This is a genomic window from Spirosoma pollinicola (assembly GCF_002831565.1).
GTDB classification, from domain to species: domain Bacteria; phylum Bacteroidota; class Bacteroidia; order Cytophagales; family Spirosomataceae; genus Spirosoma; species Spirosoma pollinicola.
The window spans coordinates 6,309,169-6,323,635 of the sequence record NZ_CP025096.1; the positions used below are offsets into that span (position 1 = coordinate 6,309,169).

The 14,467-nt window shown below is 49.9% G+C and carries 11 protein-coding genes; 7 read left to right on the forward strand and 4 right to left on the reverse strand.

Annotated features, from left to right (window positions below):
- Nucleotides 1–58: 58 nt before the first annotated feature.
- From CWM47_RS26465 to CWM47_RS26480, 4 genes are read left to right on the forward strand one after another with little or no spacing between them, the layout of a single operon-like run.
- Entirely contained in the window at nt 59–1,453 is a 1,395-nt protein-coding gene (locus tag CWM47_RS26465) for a 4Fe-4S dicluster domain-containing protein (protein ID WP_100991508.1), read from the forward strand.
- Between the two features lie 21 nt (nt 1,454–1,474).
- Nucleotides 1,475–2,032, forward strand: a complete 558-nt coding sequence (locus CWM47_RS26470) for an NADH-quinone oxidoreductase subunit J family protein (RefSeq protein WP_100991510.1) — start codon at nt 1,475–1,477, stop codon at nt 2,030–2,032.
- On the forward strand, nt 2,019–2,330 hold the full coding sequence (gene nuoK / locus CWM47_RS26475; protein ID WP_100991512.1) for an NADH-quinone oxidoreductase subunit NuoK: 312 nt from the start codon (nt 2,019–2,021) through the stop codon (nt 2,328–2,330). Before CWM47_RS26470 ends, nuoK begins: the two co-directional genes overlap by 14 nt.
- On the forward strand, nt 2,327–2,935 hold the full coding sequence (locus tag CWM47_RS26480; RefSeq protein WP_100991514.1) for a 2OG-Fe(II) oxygenase: 609 nt from the start codon (nt 2,327–2,329) through the stop codon (nt 2,933–2,935). The genes nuoK and CWM47_RS26480 overlap by 4 nt, the downstream gene beginning before the upstream one ends.
- Before the next feature lie 16 nt (nt 2,936–2,951).
- Here the strand turns inward: CWM47_RS26480 and CWM47_RS26485 are convergent, their stop codons facing one another.
- Complete coding sequence (locus CWM47_RS26485; RefSeq protein WP_100991516.1) at nt 2,952–3,911, reverse strand: phytanoyl-CoA dioxygenase family protein; 960 nt, start codon at nt 3,909–3,911, stop codon at nt 2,952–2,954.
- Nucleotides 3,912–4,033: 122 nt separating this feature from the next.
- Here CWM47_RS26485 and CWM47_RS26490 point away from each other — a divergent pair, with 122 nt between their 5' ends.
- The gene (locus tag CWM47_RS26490) at nt 4,034–5,941 is read left to right on the forward strand and encodes an NADH-quinone oxidoreductase subunit 5 family protein (RefSeq protein WP_100991518.1); all 1,908 of its coding nucleotides are present in this window, start codon (nt 4,034–4,036) and stop codon (nt 5,939–5,941) included.
- 80 nt (nt 5,942–6,021) lie between these two features.
- Nucleotides 6,022–7,701 carry a complex I subunit 4 family protein gene (locus tag CWM47_RS26495; RefSeq protein ID WP_100991520.1) on the forward strand — a complete coding sequence of 560 codons (1,680 nt, stop codon included), beginning with the start codon at nt 6,022–6,024 and terminating at the stop codon, nt 7,699–7,701.
- Between the two features lie 4 nt (nt 7,702–7,705).
- Here CWM47_RS26495 and gldG read toward each other — a convergent pair whose 3' ends face one another.
- The 3 genes from gldG to CWM47_RS26510 form a co-directional block, all read right to left on the reverse strand.
- A complete protein-coding gene (gldG, locus tag CWM47_RS26500; protein ID WP_100991522.1) occupies nt 7,706–9,373 on the reverse strand; it encodes a gliding motility-associated ABC transporter substrate-binding protein GldG in 1,668 nt (555 codons plus the stop codon).
- Nucleotides 9,374–9,442: 69 nt separating this feature from the next.
- Complete coding sequence (locus CWM47_RS26505; RefSeq protein ID WP_100991524.1) at nt 9,443–9,691, reverse strand: hypothetical protein; 249 nt, start codon at nt 9,689–9,691, stop codon at nt 9,443–9,445.
- A gap of 72 nt (nt 9,692–9,763) precedes the next feature.
- Nucleotides 9,764–13,444: a putative LPS assembly protein LptD gene (locus CWM47_RS26510; protein WP_394341950.1), complete on the reverse strand. Its 3,681-nt coding sequence runs from the start codon at nt 13,442–13,444 to the stop codon at nt 9,764–9,766.
- 130 nt (nt 13,445–13,574) lie between these two features.
- On the opposite strand from CWM47_RS26510, the gene CWM47_RS26515 reads away from it, so the two are divergent.
- Nucleotides 13,575–14,417 carry an N-acetylmuramoyl-L-alanine amidase family protein gene (locus CWM47_RS26515; protein ID WP_100991528.1) on the forward strand — a complete coding sequence of 281 codons (843 nt, stop codon included), beginning with the start codon at nt 13,575–13,577 and terminating at the stop codon, nt 14,415–14,417.
- Nucleotides 14,418–14,467 lie beyond the last annotated feature (50 nt).

Consider the following 14,467-nt stretch of genomic DNA (forward strand, 5'->3'; position numbering starts at 1 on the left):
CTGTCGGTGAACAATTGCCATTTCCTATTCTATCAGTCACTCATTCTATTAGTCAAAAATGTCATACTTCAAGGACATACAATCGGGTATCCGAACAACGATTAAGGGACTGAGCCTTACGTTGCGGCACCTTAGAAATGCTACTAAGCGCCGGTCGCCGGAAGGAATAGAAAATGCTACCTATTTTGATTTACAAAATGGGTTAGTTACGCTTCAATATCCACACGAGCAGTTACCCATCCCCGATAATGGTCGCTACCAGCTTCGCAATGAGATTGAGGATTGTATAGTTTGTGATAAGTGCGCCAAAATTTGCCCGGTCGACTGCATTACCATCGACGCCATTAAGGCTACTGAAGAGGTAGGACGAGCCTCGGATGGGTCGCCCATTCGATTGTATGCGGCCAAATTTGATATTGACATGGCCAAATGCTGCTATTGCGGCCTTTGTACGGTGGTTTGCCCAACCGAGTGCCTGACAATGGACAAGAAATTTGATTACAGCGAATTCGATTTGGGTAAGCTTACCTATCATTTTTCGGAGTTGACGCCGGAACAGGCCGACGAAAAACGAGCCTTGTACGAGCAATACGTTCGGGAGAAAGAAGAAGCCAAAGCAGCTCAGGTAACTGCCAAAGCCGCAGCGACACCCCAGATTCCTGATACAGCTTCTGTAGCGCCAACACGTCCGGTGTTCCGCCCAACGGCCAAACCGAGTGTTCCGGCTCCTCCACCAGCCGAACCGGCTAACTCCGAAGGGTCATCCATCGAACACCCGTTGACGGATGCCACACCGGATGAAATGCAGCATATTGCGCAGGGTGGTCTGGAAACGACAAAACGACCGGTATTTAAACCGACGCAAAAACCGGTAATCAAGGTAACGGATGTGCCCGCCGACGAAACGCCTACTGTTTCTCCTGAGCCAACGGAAACGTTGGATGTTCCGGAAAAAGTGGCGAAGCCAGCCGCGTTCCGCCCAACGATGAAACCACCAGTTTCGAAGCCAGTTGAACCTGCACACAGTGTGCCGGTGAATGACGAAGAGCCAAAGCCAAAGCCTGCTTTCAGGCCCACCATGAAACCGCCCAGAGCTGCGGAAATAGAACCGAAAGTTGAACCCGAAACGTCTGAAAATACGGATCAGCCAAAGCCCAAAGCTGCTGCCTTCCGACCAACGATGAAGCCAGACAAGCCGGTAGAGTCTGAGCCGAAAGAGCAGCCAGAAGCCCCGAAACCCAAACCAGCCGCTTTTCGACCGACAATGAAACCGGCTACTGCAGCCCCGAAACCTGTGGAAGAAAGTATTTCGACAGAAGCGAAAGAGGCTATTTCCGGTTTAGAGATTGAGCCGCCGAAAGAACTCATCGTTGAACTGACAAAGCCTAAAGCACCAGCTTTTCGGCCAACGATGAAGCCTAAACCGAAACCAGACGACGAGGCATCTGCCTAATTAACGCTACCCCCAAAAACAGTGGTTCAAGTTGCCTTTTATGCCTTTTCGGCGCTAACGCTTGTTGGTGCGCTGGCCGTGTTGCTTACCCGTAATGTGCTCTACGCGGCTTTCTTTCTCTTGCTGACCTTGTTTGGTGTAGCAGGCCTATTCGTATTGGCAAGTGCCGATTTTCTGGCCATTGCGCAGATTATGATATACGTAGGTGGCGTATTGGTGTTAGTAATTTTTGGTATTATGCTTACTCATAAACCTGATTTGCCAATAGATATCAATAGCCAGCAACCGAACCGAATTGCATCTCAGAATAGAGTAGGGGTAGGGGCGGGATGGGTCATCGCGTTGCTTGTTGCAGGAAGCTTATTTATTGCCTTATACACCTTGTTGGCACGCGCCAACTTTATTTTACTTAGTCGACCGGTTGGCTGGCAAAGCACCATGAATACGATTGGCAAACAACTCATGACGGAGTATGTGGTACCGTTTGAAATTGCCGGAATTCTGCTGCTGGCGGCCCTTGTGGGTGCTACCTATTTAGCGGCTCCACCCATTAAATCGTCCCGAAATGCAACCAGTTGACAGTCATTTATTTTTAGTAGTGGGCGCAGCCCTCTTTAGCATTGGGCTGGCTGTGGTGCTGCTCAAACGCCATGCTATTGTCGTATTGATGGGTATTGAATTGATGCTCAATGCGGTAAATATCAACTTGGTAGCCTTTAGTCAATACGACCCGGATCGTTTACAGGGTCAGATGCTAAGTTTATTCGTAATGGTTGTTGCCGCTGCCGAATCGGCGATTGCGCTGGCCATTGTCCTGCAGGTTTACCGTCATTTCCGCACGGCGCAATTAGATGAGTTGAACGAACTCAACTATTGATCAATTCCTTCGAGACTATCATCAATGGTATCCTGAATGATGGCTATGGCATTACAGATAATTTTATAACACCAGACGAAGTGACCGCGCTAGCCTACCAGCTTCACCAGCGATGGGAAGCCGGTAAGTTCAAGGCAGCTGGCACAGGAAATCAGCAAGTATCGGTCGAAAATGCCGTCCGGGGCGACGAAATCCTATGGCTGGATGAGGCCACCACTACGCCCATAGAAGTTGCGTTTCTGCTACGGATCAATGAATTTGTAGCGTATGTCAACCAGACCTGCTACCTCGGCCTGTGCGATGTTGAGTTTCACTACGCACTGTATCCAACAGGCACATTCTACAAACGCCACCTCGATCAATTTCGCAGCGATTCACGCCGGAAGCTCTCCGTAATCTGCTACCTCAACACCGACTGGCACGAAGCCGATGGTGGCCAGCTTGCCATTTACCTGCCCGGTATTATCAACGACCTCGAACGGCGAATTACCATCTCGCCAATAGGCGGTCGGCTGGTATGTTTCGAAAGCGGATTGCTGCCCCATGAAGTGCTGCCCGCCACACACGAACGACTCAGTGTGACGGGTTGGTTGAAAACGGCCTAGCTATAGATGGCTTTCGCTATCGCTTCAGCATTTTGATCAGGAAATCAGGCACGAATCGGCCTAACCGCCGAACGGATAATGGAATTGTAAACCGTTTGGCATATCCCTCATTATCATAGGCAAGGCTTTGGTTGAAATAGGTATTAGGCACTGGTTGACCCGTTTCGATATTGGTAATTTTACGGACGTAGAGTTTATCAATGGCTGAGTCAGAACGCAAAGGGGTGTAATAGACGCAGTTTTCGAAGAAATAGTGAGTCACCTGACTATGACGCGATGAACCGGGCGTTACTATTTTTTCGCCCCCATGCAACAGGTTTGCCGACCAGATAATCGCTTTACCTTTAGGCATATTCAGCGTCTCTTTCGTCAGGCCATGTGCTTCAATAATTTCACTGAGCCGTTCTTCGTATTGTTTGTAGGTGCCGCCATAGATCTCTTCCACCGTTTGGGCTTCTGATCCTTTCAATCCCATGTCAATCAGATCATAGAACGGTAACTTATGACTGCCGGGATAGTAGTGGAGCGGGCCATTGTCATCGCGCACATCCTCAAGCGCAACCCATACCCCACACATGAATCGTTGTGGAATAGAATTGAAATGGATAGAGTCGGAGTGGGTGCGCTGCTGCGTTCCAACCGGGAAATTGAGCGTTTGAAAGGGGATTGGTTCACGCCGATAAAGCAGGCGCAGCATCTCCATTATTCTGGGCGCCGTGGCGATCTCACGCACTGCCGGAACGGTCTGCCAGGCGTCTTGTTTACGAAGTTCATCACCATATAGCGGTTGAACGCCTGCCAGAGCAGCATCAAGGGTCGACTCGTCAATCTCCGGGTCGAAAATCAGGTAACCATTCTCGGCATATTGCCGCATCTGTTCGGCCAGTACCGGATCAAGGTTTGCCTGTTGAAGTTCCTTCTTGAAAAACGGTGATTCGACCCAGGGAAGATTAATTGACTGAACAGCAGTGGACATAGCTATAGGAATTAGGAGTGAATTAAACAAATCTACTAAAAAGCACGTAGGAATGACTATTGGCTCATTTGCTTAGCCAACGGATAATCGGGATATTTGCGACCAATTCTGACTGACGACGAATGCTCGCCGATGCCCCCCAATTGCTTACTGTACTGATGGCTTCTGTGCTGGGGCTCCCTTTTGCCGGGTTCCTGATACTGACAGGGGCTACTCGCCGAACAGCCGGTTCTATAGCCATTTTACTAACTGGTGTAGGTTTAGCCTTATCGGTATTTCTGGCTATAGCCTTTCCCGAACAGCCGATAGTGGTGCAGGCCGTCTGGGCAACGCTGTCGGGCGCATCGTTTGGTTTTAGTTTACGACTCGATGCCCTTGCCGCGTTGATGCTCGTGCTGGTGCATTTTGTGGCGCTGCTCGTGCAGATATATTCTCTTTCTTACCTGCACGACGAGGCTAAACTGCGTCGTTATTTTTCCTATCTGCAACTATTTGTCGGGGCTATGCTTGGCATTGTTCTGGCCGGTAATCTGCTGGTAATGTATGCCTTTTGGGAGTTAGTGGGTTTGGCATCCTACCTGCTTATTGGTTTTTATGCCGAACGCCCTGCTTCATCCAGAGCGGCTCAAAAAGCGTTTCTGATGAACCGGGTTGGCGATATTGGCTTTCTCATCGGTATTTTTCTAACCTATTATCATTACGATACGCTTGACTTCGAGGCCCTTGCGGTTATTGGTGGTCAGGCAGTATTGCCAACGGCATTGGGTTTATGCCTGTTTATGGGCTGCGTTGGCAAATCGGCGCAGTTCCCCCTGTTAAGCTGGCTCCCTGATGCAATGGAAGGGCCTACGCCCGTTTCGGCGTTGCTTCATGCCGCAACAATGGTGGCTGCCGGTATTTTTCTGCTGGCTCGAATTCATCCGCTTCTCTCGCCCGACGCCTTGGTGGTGGTTACGGTGATTGGCACCATCACGACTGTGTGGGGTGGTTATTCGGCACTTTTTCAAACCGATATTAAAAAAGTGCTTGCCTTTTCAACCGTTTCACAACTTGGCTTGATGGTGGCGGCTATGGGGACGGATAATGTGAGCGGGGCAATGTTTCATTTACTGACCCACGCCTTTTTTAAAGCTGGTTTATTTTTGAGTGCAGGCGCGGTTATCCATGCCGTTCATACCCAGAATATGCATCAGATGGGAGGCTTGCGAAAAGTGTTGCCAACAACGTTTGTTGCCTATATGATCTGTGCGGCTGCCTTATCGGGATTGCCATTCTTTTCCGGGTTCTTATCGAAAGAAGCTATTCTGGGCGGTGCTTTCAGTTGGGCGGGGGCGCAAAACAGTGGTCTGGCTTATTCTATTCCTGTGTTACTTTTGTTGTCATCTGGCCTGACAGCTTTATATATGGCCCGGCAATGTCGGCTGATTTTCTTTGGCAACTACCGTAACGAAGAGGTGCCGGTAAGACAAGCGCATGAACCCGATTGGCTCATGCGCGGGCCGGTAATGCTGCTGGCCGGGTTGTCGGTTTGGGTTTGGTTCTCCGTCAATCCGCTTTCGGGGCATGGCGGTTGGTTCTTTCGGCTGTTACCCGCATTTGAAGAAGCTGGTTTCTGGTGGCTGGCTCCGGTATCAACTGGACTTGTTTTACTGGGCGGCTGGCTGGGCTTTCAAATGCGGGAGCCAAGAGCTATTCACAGCTATGTCCGACTTTCGATTGACTACGGATTTTTAGATTTATTTTACAAAAGGTTAGTGATTAAACCAACACTGCGACTGGCTGCGTTACTAAACCGAACCGACCATCGTGTGGTCGATGGAATCGTTAACGGCGCGGGCATAGGTACAGTTGTCGTAGCGCACATTACGAGTGGGTTTGACCGGCTGGGTGTCGATGGAGTCGTGAATGGGGCCGCTTGGCTGGCTGGGCAGTTGGGTCAGCTAACACGCTCTATCCAAAACGGCCGGGTGCAGTCGTACATCACGGCGGCTGTGGTTGGTTTGTTGATACTACTTTGGTGGTTGCTTTAACATCTTCGACAGCATGATGCTGTTGTAACTATAGACCGACAGCAAGCCGGGTGGCCGGTGCCATGCTGTCGAGAACAAATATGATTCTTTCGTTACTCATTTTTATTCCTCTGGTCGGCTCGCTTGTTGTGGCGTTGTTGCCGGAGAGTCTTAGTCCACAGTTTCGGCGTATCGCCCTGGCTGTAACGCTTGCCGAAGTGGTGCTGGCGGGTATGGCTTATGCTGGATTTGATAAAACCATTGGGGGGTATCAATTGCTCGAACAAGCGAACTGGATCACCCTGCCCCTTGGTAAACTGGGTATTGCGTCCATTGATTACCTGCTGGGTGTCGATGGCATCAGCCTGCCGTTAGTTGTCTTGTCGGCGGTAGTGATGCTGGTAGGTGTCGTCTCCTCATGGTCGATGACACATCGGCAGAAGGGCTATTACTCGCTCTACCTGTTGCTAACGGGCACAATTATGGGGTGTTTCCTCGCCCTTGACTTCTTCCTGTTTTTCCTGTTCTTTGAGTTTATGCTCCTGCCGATGTATTTCCTGATCGGTTTGTGGGGTGGGCCACGGCGGGAATATGCATCCATTAAGTTCTTTCTGTATACGCTCCTTGGCTCATTGTTGATTTTACTGGTAATGATTGGCCTGTATTTGTCTGTCATGGACCCCGTTAGTACAGCGGTGGCCGCTGGAATCGTGGCCGACCCTTCAGCCGTGACCGATGAGATTGTCCGAACATTACAGGCGTATCTGCAAAGTGGTCAATTAAACTCGGCGCAGGTTGTTCATACCTTCGATATGCGTTACCTCGCCGATGGCGGTAACTACCTGCCCAATACGTTCCTGAATCCGGCTGCTGAGCCAATCATTCTGGGCCTCCCGGCGCGGATGCTGGCGTTTTGGGCCATCTTTATCGGGTTTGCTATCAAACTGCCCATCGTGCCGCTGCACACCTGGCTACCCGATGCACACGTCGAAGCACCTACGCCGGTATCGGTTGTGTTGGCGGGTGTATTGCTAAAAATAGGGGGCTACGGGTTTCTGCGAATTGCCTGTAATTTCTTCCCCGATGGCGCTGCGGAATATGCCTCAACCCTGGCCGGGCTGGGTGTATTATCCATCGTATATGGCGGTCTGAATGCGTTGGCGCAGACCGACCTCAAAAAGATGATCGCTTACTCGTCGGTGTCGCACATGGGGTTTGTATTGCTGGGCGTGGCGTCGTTAACCGCTGAAGGCATCAATGGAGCGGTCTATCAAATGGTGAGTCATGGCGTGCTGTCGGCTATGCTCTTCCTGATCGTGGGCGTCGTGTATGACCGTACCCACGATCGGCGAATTGACTCCTATCGCGGCCTGATGCAGGCAATGCCAACGTATACAACCCTAACCGCCATTGCCTTCTTTGGCTCATTGGGTTTACCGGGTTTCTCAGGATTTGTTGGGGAGTTATTTACGCTGATGGGTAGCTTCCAGTCCGAATGGATACCTGGCTGGCTCACGGCTGTTGCTACAACGGGCATTTTATTAGCGGCTGCTTATTTTCTCTGGACGCTCCAGCGCATGTTTTTTGGTTCGCTGTGGGTGCGTCCTTTTGATACGAAAGCGGGTCTGGCCAGCTCCCTCACCGATTTGACCGCTCGCGAAAAACTCATGCTCATTCCGCTGGGAGCCCTGGCGCTGGCTTTGGGTTTATTTCCCAACCTTGTTTTTGACCTTACGAATGCAACGGTAACGCAGTGGCTGGTGAAGTTTTCGGTAGAGTAAGTAACTACTTTCCGTATCTCCGGCGCCGAACTACCTGCCACACAAAGCCCACTATGCCCACCAATGCCAGCGGGCCAAGCAGATTAAGTAGTTGCCAGCCAGTGCGGTTTGCATCAACCTTAATTTTGTCTAACGGGCGGAGCGTTACGGTACGGGAGCGGGCGGCAATAACTCCGTTCGGGTCAACCAGGTAATCAATAGCGTTGAGCGCGAAGTCTTTATTGGCAAACGTATTGCGTGTAAACCGGTCGAAACCCAGCGGATAAGGCGTATTGCGTTTATAGTCGACATCATTGACGATCAGATCGCCATCCGAACAAATCAATACGCGCGACGCCACACCCTCAGCCTTAAACCCAGCCGCACGCGGGTCGCCCGGCAAAATCCGGTTGGCAAATAACGATTGGAATCGCCCTTCGAGCAGGCAACCAATAATTTTGACACCTTCGTTATATGTTTTCGGGTCGGGTTGCTGACGCGCTTCGTTGTAGGAAATCAACGCCGGAGCCTTTAGCACCTTGGTGTAAGCAGACGTTAAGAGTAAGGGCGTTTTCAGAATGCCCGGTGCTCGTACGGTGTCGAGTGTGCTGGTAAACCGGGCCAGAACGGCATCAAGATTACGCACGATAGGATTCCCTGACGAACCGAAATTATTGATCAGCGGATAGAATCGCCACGGAACAAGCTGAATATTCGGTTTGTCGCCCAGATTACCCACATTGAGCGGAATCGGGGCGCAGTAAAAATCTTTTACCACATCGCGGTTGAGCCGAACGCCCCAACGGAAAAATAAATCGTCGAGGTTAAGGCTGATAGGTTGGGCGTAGGTGCCTTCGTTATTGACGCTGTCTACGCGCTGGCCATCCACAAAAAACAAAGCCCGTCCACCGTTGACGACATACTGATCGATTTTAAAAATCGCTTCTTCCGAAAACGGTTTGTCGGGTTTAGGCACCAGCATAACATCAAGACCGACAATGGGGCCGGGCTTGGTCATATCGATAAAAAACAGATCATAGTTTTGCTGCACAGAGGCTAGCAAATCGGCAAAGCGCGATGGGGGCACCTGTGTATGGTCGTAGAGCAAACCAACGCGTCGGCGATTATTTTCCGTCTGTGTCAGCTTCCGAATGGCCGAAGCCAATTGAAATTCGACGCCTTCATAGGATTGATTGAGCTGTTCTTCTTTTGACGCAGTCTGATTTCCTTTTAGTAAGAGAACGGCCGTTTCTTTTCCCTGATACGAAACCACAACACCCGGAAAAACTAGCTTCTCAGTACGTTTGCCACCTTCATTGGCCACCAGATTAGTTGGTAGTAAGCCCTTTAGTTGCAGCTTATCAATAAACTTGTTCTTCTCCTCGGGGTTCGTAATTAGGGCAGGGTCAATGAACCGATAGGTAACGGTTTTTCCGGCCCGAGCCTCAAACTCATCCAGTGTTTCACGAACGGCATTTTCGAGCCGTTTAAAACCCGGCGGCAGATCGCCCGTGAGGTAAACATCAACGTGGATATCGTCGGGTAAGTTGGCCAGCAGGGTTTGCGTGGCCTCAGAAAGGGTGTAGCGTTTCTCCTGCGTTAAATCGAGCCGAAAAAACACAAAGGCCGACAGCACATTGACGGCAATTAATGCAGCAAGAATAAACAGGGTGCGCAGGGATGCGGATTTCATACGTGACGTTAACGAACAACCAGGCCGGAAATGTCTTTAGCGACCCTGAAGAACCTGGCCTATCGGTGCTTAATTCAATCGCTGTTCTGGAAGGGCAGTCAGGTTAATGGCTTTTGCATCGTCCTGAGCCGCCTGAAGCGTATCTAAGGTATCGGGTTTGATACCCAGTTGTTTCATGAGCCGGTGTTGGCAGGATTCAATGTAGGTTAATCGGGCCAGAATTTGACTCATACGAGTTTCCTGTTCGTCCTGCCGCTTGAGTATATAAGCCGTTTTTTCCTCCAGTTCACTCAAACGTTGTTTTTCGCGGTCAGTCATAGTCGTTTACGGTGAGAATTGAAGGGGCAAGATAGTATTTTTTTGATTGGCTTACGGTCAGATGTAACCAGATTAGAATCCACCTCTGTCGTAGAAGCTCCGACGCCGACTAAGTTTAAGTTCCTGTAGAATAGACGACCGCGCCCGTAAATCGAACGAGTAGTTTCCCGACCGGAAGTTGTTACCCGAATAAGGCGTCCAGTTGAAAGCCATATCCCAGCAGTGCAGATCGCGATTGACACCGATGGTCGTGAGTGTTGGGCTGCGGAACTGGAAATCATAACCTGTACTGATCGTAACTTTCCACTTGGGCGTTAAGCTCAAATCGCCGGTTAATGTAAGCGCCTGAATAACCTGCGATTGTTCCGGCGTCAGTCTTGTCAGGCCAAATGTGTAACTCACATTCATAGACCAGGGGACATTGAAATCCACGTACAACTCGGGGTTGCTGTTGATGGCTTTCATGGTCGCATCGTTTGCGTTCGGGCTTGACTTCTTTTTGTCGGCCTGCTTTGGCGCAAAACGGGCACTCACGTAGGCCTGCAAATTGGTCATACGCAATAAACCCTGTCCTGCCTGAAACGCATATAAATTAGGTACCCGCGTGTATTGTTGATTAATATAAGGCGCCTGCGCGTTTAAGGCCAGTAGAGAAGGCGAGTAAGACAATGGCGTTAGAACAGAATAGGTTGTAGGGAAGTAGTATTGTGCTGTTCCGCCATAAGGCCGTTCGGCATAAGGGTCGAAAGTAGACGAGAAATTGAAACTTATATTCTTGAAAATCTGCGTGTTGGCACTCACCGCAATGGGCGATAGTTTGTAGTCCGGTGCCAGCAAATTATAACTGCCGTTAATACTCAGGTTATCGAAAATAGGGATCTTCTTGAACTCCTGACCCGACGAATCGCTGCGGGTACGGACTTTCATTTCCAACTGGTTTACAATCCCGAATGAGATAAATGCCGATTGGGTGCTCGATGCGCTCCCCGATGTGCCGCCCAATCCGCGAAACACCGATAGGGTACGACGATAAAGGGGCAGGTTGGCCAGGGCACCCTCAGCAGGCAAAACCTGGAACTGACCAAACGAAGGATTTGTAAAATCAGGTACGTAACTGAATGAAATAGATGGCGCAACCGTGTGCCGGATGGCCTCAATTCGTTTTCCCCGGATGAAGTACGTACCGTAAAAACGAGTATTCATACTGGCGTTGACCGAGAAGTTGTACGACGGGAAGAAGCCTTTGGCCGTATCAATTTTTACTGCGTTCTGGTCGGCCAGGTAGGTGTATTTTAATTTTTTAGTAAAAATATTTCCTTGTAGCGAAAAGCCGGGGGTCAGGTTAATGTAACGGAACAGCTTCACGTTAGGCAGCGAAATAGGGATGCTATATTGCGCCTGCAGGACCCGATTCTGCCATATTCGGGCTGCATTGGCAGCACTGAAAGCAATTAGGGTAGGGTCTGGTTCAACGATACCCAACCGCAGATTAGTGGCCCGCCGAAGGCTGTCATTATAGCGTTGCAGCGCATTAACAGTCGTTATCTGGGTGAGGATAGGGAAGCCCAGCCCCGTTGTATCGACCTGGGTTTTAATGGTATTGTTGACACCCAGCGACCCACTCACATCCAAACCTACCCGGAAACTTTCGTACCAGCGACCCGTTCCACCTTTGAGCGCGAACGGTGAAATCTGGTTCACACCAAAGTTGAAGTTTGTCGATACGTCAGTTTTCCCATTTTCGCGAACGCCCGTTATCTGGTTCACCTGCCCAAATTGCTGGTTTACCCGCACGTTGGCGCCCGCCCGCACATACTGCCCAAAAGTGCGGCTGTATTGCACCGATGAACCCGCCACGTTGGAAATATAGGACTGCGTGCTGTATGAGTTAAACTGGTTATAGCTGTTACTGCTAACGTTTACGTTTGCCGAAAAACTACCTCTCCCTCGCGGCACCGGTGAGTGCGCCCAGTTAAAGGAAAAGTCATTACGCGGTGTTTGGGTTTTATCGACCCGGTCGCCGGAGCGGTTCCGGTTGAATTGCAGATTCAAACTACCGCTGTAGCGATACCGTTTGTTATAGGCCGAAGACAGGCCCAGTCCCCAACTACCCCTTGAATAAATCTGCCCTTTAAATTGCAGACCCAGATTCTCGTTAACGGCCCAGTAATAGCCACCATCGCGCAGGTAAAACCCACGCCCGTTGGGTTCTTCGCCATATTGCGGGACGATAATGCCGGATACGCCAATCTCTTTCCGTTTCGGAAACGGGAAAAAACCGAATGGTAAACCGATAGGCAACGGAATCTGATTAATGACCAGATTAAAAGGCCCGGCCACCACTTGTGTGTTATGGATAACCTTTAATTTACTCGCATTGATGTGAAAGTGGGGAGTTGCCAGATTACAGGTCGTGTAAATTGCCTTGCCGATGTAAAGGTTATCTTCATCGTCTTTCTTGACTGTTTGCCCGCGAATATTGCCCTCACCCTGCTGGGTAATAACCCCCTGAATCCGGCCTTTTCGGGATTTGAAATTATAGCGAATCTCTTTCGCGTCGTATTTACCTTCCCCATCCTGAAATATGGGTCTGCCAATCAGTTTCTTGGCAGTCGAATCATAACGGCCTTTGGCATACACCTCATTGGTAAGGTAATTAAGCCGGATATAATCAGCTTTGAGCGAAATGTCGCCGTAAACAACGCTGGCATCGCCAAATAATTCAACAGTTCGTCCATCGGCTGAGTAGAATGTTGAATCTTTGGCTTGGTATTTGACCGTAGTCTTAAAAGCATCGGCACTTTGCACCGAGTCTTTTTGGGATGAGTCACTCAGCGCAACCAAGGAAGAATCGGCGCTAATGGCCGTTTGTTGGGCTGGGCCGGTGGTTCCCTGCGGACGAACTTCGTTCGGCGACACAAGTCCCGGCTTGGATGGATCCAGTTTGGCTGGCTTCGACCGCGCAGCTACACTTGTTTGTGAGCGGGGTGATGTTGTGGCAGCAGTCGATGCTGCTTCTTTAGACTTATTTCGATGAAAAAGGTTCGTTAGTAATCTGGCAACTGGATTTGTCTTTTTGGGCCTCAATTCGGCAGCAATGCCGCTCTGTAAAGGCACGTTTTGTTGAGGCTCAACAAAGTCAACGGGTAAATTGCCAGACAGTTGCGCTAACTGAATGGGTTTCGGTTGTAACAAGACCAGCTGCGGCAACTTAACAGGACTGACGGGTGTAGAGTCGACCACGGCAATGACCTGATTCGTCTGACGTGAACGAACTGCGGGGAAAGTAGCCGGCGTGGAGGGTGCTACCGGGGTAGGGAGCGGCTTAATTTGCCTTGAGGTACCCGTGCCAAGCCTATTGGGGGTTGAGTAGTTTCTGTTAAGGTTCTGCTCTAATTCGCTTTCCTGACTTGCACCAGCTGGACTTGTTTGCGAATTGGGCATCGTGACCGTGCCCGACGATGGCCCAACAACGACTCTGCCGGCCGGCTTTTGGGTGGATGCGGGTGGTGGCGTGCTGTCGCTGGCTAGTATAGATTTAGAGTCCGGCACCCGCTGTGCCGGAACGGTAGCAGGTGGTAAGCCGCCTTTGGCGGGCTGTTGGGGCGTTGGATTGCTTTGCCCTAACGCGCTAAACGCCCAGAGTAGCCAGACAAAGGAGCCTAAAGCCTTTATCCATGTTGGTCGTATCCGGGAGGGCCGCAAAATAAAGTATGCTTTTTTCAGGTTTATTAAAAAAATTATATTTGCCAAAAGACCGTTAAGTCTATGGCTTACAAAGGTATTCACGAACAGTTACTCCGCTACCGCTTTGAAACGTTTTTGGTCGTTAAAAATTATTAAATCAACCGGCACCCGGCTTTTGGTAACGTCTCCCGGAATAATGACAACAGTGGTTCTGTTTATTATACCCTTGTTGGCACTAACCCGTCCGGATGCTTTATCGCCCGAATTAGCGCAGGATCCGGTTCGCCAGTCCAGTGTGCAAGAAACAGAAACGGCATCTGACGATACCCCAAATCAATTACGCACAGTTGTGCTCGACGCAGGTCACGGGGGGAAAGACCCCGGTACACATGGTCGCTATGCGAAAGAGAAAGCGATCAATCTGGCACTGATTCTTCAATTAGGGCGGAAAATTAAGAATAAGCATCCAAATGTTCGGGTTATTTATACACGTTCATCAGATCAATTTGTCGACTTATACGAACGGGGAGCTATAGCTAACCGAAATCGGGCCGATCTATTTATTTCTATTCACTGCAATGCAAGCCCATCTAGTAGTCAGGTGAATGGCACAGAAACCTACACCCTGGGTTTACACAAAACCCAGCGAAACCTGGATGTGGCCCGGCGTGAAAATGCGGTAATCCTGCAGGAAAAAAACTATCAACAGACTTATAAAGGATTTGACCCGAACTCTCCGCTAGCTACCATCATGCTGGCTAATTACCAACATGCCTTTATGGGTAGTAGCATCAATTTTGCCGAAAAAATTGAGCGTAGCTTTCGCCATAATGCCGAACGAAAAAGCAACGGTGTTAAACAGGCTGGTTTTATTGTTCTCTGGAAAGCAACAATGCCCAGTGTACTTATAGAAACGGGTTATTTGACTAACCCGACTGAAGAAGACTTCCTGAGATCAGATGAAGGGCAGGACGAAATTTCGACCGCTATTTACAAAGCCTTTCTACAATATAAGCAGGAAATTGAAGCGAACGAATAGCCAATTAGTCGGCTATGTATCGCATGAGAAACTAGTGAAGTGTGGAGTAC

Coding starts and splice junctions, on each gene's coding strand:
- gldG (WP_100991522.1), bottom strand. CDS start 9,373: ATGAAATCCGCATCCCTGCGCACCCTGTTTATTCTTGCTGCATTAATT.
- nuoK (WP_100991512.1), top strand. CDS start 2,019: ATGCAACCAGTTGACAGTCATTTATTTTTAGTAGTGGGCGCAGCCCTC.
- CWM47_RS26490 (WP_100991518.1), top strand. CDS start 4,034: ATGCTCGCCGATGCCCCCCAATTGCTTACTGTACTGATGGCTTCTGTG.
- CWM47_RS26515 (WP_100991528.1), top strand. CDS start 13,575: ATGACAACAGTGGTTCTGTTTATTATACCCTTGTTGGCACTAACCCGT.
- CWM47_RS26505 (WP_100991524.1), bottom strand. CDS start 9,691: ATGACTGACCGCGAAAAACAACGTTTGAGTGAACTGGAGGAAAAAACG.
- CWM47_RS26485 (WP_100991516.1), bottom strand. CDS start 3,911: ATGTCCACTGCTGTTCAGTCAATTAATCTTCCCTGGGTCGAATCACCG.
- CWM47_RS26495 (WP_100991520.1), top strand. CDS start 6,022: ATGATTCTTTCGTTACTCATTTTTATTCCTCTGGTCGGCTCGCTTGTT.
- CWM47_RS26465 (WP_100991508.1), top strand. CDS start 59: ATGTCATACTTCAAGGACATACAATCGGGTATCCGAACAACGATTAAG.